This window comes from Pseudochrobactrum sp. AO18b, from assembly GCF_000409565.1.
GTDB classification, from domain to species: Bacteria; Pseudomonadota; Alphaproteobacteria; order Rhizobiales; family Rhizobiaceae; genus Pseudochrobactrum; species Pseudochrobactrum saccharolyticum.
The window spans coordinates 1-1719 of the sequence record NZ_ANNO01000247.1; the positions used below are offsets into that span (position 1 = coordinate 1).

Annotated in this window: 1 protein-coding gene; it reads left to right on the top strand. The window is 50.7% G+C overall.

Going from position 1 to position 1719, the window contains the following annotated elements; all coding sequences use genetic code 11:
* Window positions 1–166: 166 nt before the first annotated feature.
* A complete protein-coding gene (locus A918_RS0110205) occupies window positions 167–1639 on the top strand; it encodes a DegQ family serine endoprotease (protein WP_022710965.1) in 1473 nt (490 codons plus the stop codon).
* Window positions 1640–1719 lie beyond the last annotated feature (80 nt).

A 1719-nucleotide genomic window follows, 5' to 3' on the forward strand; every position in this document is an offset into this window, starting at 1 on the left:
ATGATCCTGTACTCTTCGGAGAGACGGGATTTATGTAAAGTCGCTTCTAATGCACTGTTTTATTACAATAATTTAATTTTATGTTTGTTGTCCGGCCTCTTTTCCGTCTGGTTTTGAAGCCTATATTCATCCTAATCAGTCGGTTTCCGAAAAGTGGGATACAAGTATGGCTTCACATCTGCAGAATGATCCGGTCAATAAATCGGGGCGCTTAGGTAAAATTTACAAGGCCGGTCTGGCTGTTTTACTCACCGGCGTTATTGCAGCGGGAACGATTTCTGTTTTTGCGCCTGCCGTGAGCACCCCTGCAATTGCCGAGAAACAGGTGCCGCAGTCCCATAGCGACATTCAGCTTTCCTACGCGCCTTTGGTAAAATCGACTTCCGGTGCGGTGGTGAATGTCTATGCCGGCCGTAAAGTGCAGCAGCGCTCGCCATTTGCCGGTGATCCGTTCTTTGAACAGTTTTTCGGTGGGCAGATGCGTCCGAATAAACCACGCTTGGAGCAGTCGCTGGGTTCCGGTGTGATCGTAGACAGTTCCGGTCTGATCGTGACCAATAATCACGTTATTGATGGTGCGGATGATATTAAAGTTGCGCTGGCTGATGGCCGTGAATTCTCATCAAAGCTGCTGCTCAATGATGTGACAACAGATCTGGCGATTCTGAAAATTGATGCCAAAGAAGAACTGCCAACCATTAAGCTTGCTGATTCCGATAAGGTTGAGGTTGGTGATCTGGTGCTGGCAATCGGTAATCCGTTTGGTGTCGGGCAGACTGTGACCAGCGGTATTGTTTCTGCGCAGTCACGTACGCAGGTTGGCGTCTCAGATTTTGACTTCTTCATTCAGACCGATGCCGCAATTAATCCGGGTAATTCCGGCGGCGCGCTGATTGATATGAACGGTAATCTGATTGGTATCAACACAGCGATTTATTCGCGTAGCGGCGGTTCTGTCGGTATCGGCTTTGCTATTCCATCGAATATGGTTTCAGCTGTCGTGAAATCTGCGGAGAGCGGTAGTGACACATTCGAGCGCCCTTATGTCGGTGCAACTTTTCAGGCGATTACACCGGATATTGCTGCCGGTCTTGGCCTGAGGCAGCCTTCCGGTGCACTGATTACTGATCTGGCTGAAAAAAGCCCTGCGGCAGAAGCCGGTATTCAAGTCGGTGATGTGATTACCGCGATTGACGGTGTGAAGGTCGATAATCCGGATGCGCTGGCCTATCGCGTATCCACCGCCGGTATTGGCAAGACAGTGCAGATGACTGTGCTGAATGACGGTAAATCCCGTGAGGTTGCTGTTACGCTTGCTCAGCCGCCAAAAGAAGCGCCTGCACGGGAAGTCACAGGTCGCAATCCGCTGGCTGGTGCGCAGGTGCAGAATATTACACCGGAACTGGCACGTAAATCCGGCCTCGCACCGACAACACGCGGTGTGGTTATCAGCGGTGTGAAAAACAACACGCCTGCACAGGCGATGAATTTGAAGGCTGGTGACATTGTGCGCGGCGTGAATGGTACAGCCATTGCCAATGTCGACGATCTGCTGGCTGTGCTTTCTGCCGGACGCAGTGCATTATGGCGTTTGGATATTGAGCGCGATGGTGTAATTTACCGTCAGTTTGTTCGCTGATTTTTATCACAAGCGGTTGAGGGGAAACTTCATTTTCTGAAATCGCTTGTGCATGATTGAAACGGGGAGGCCGGGTTGCG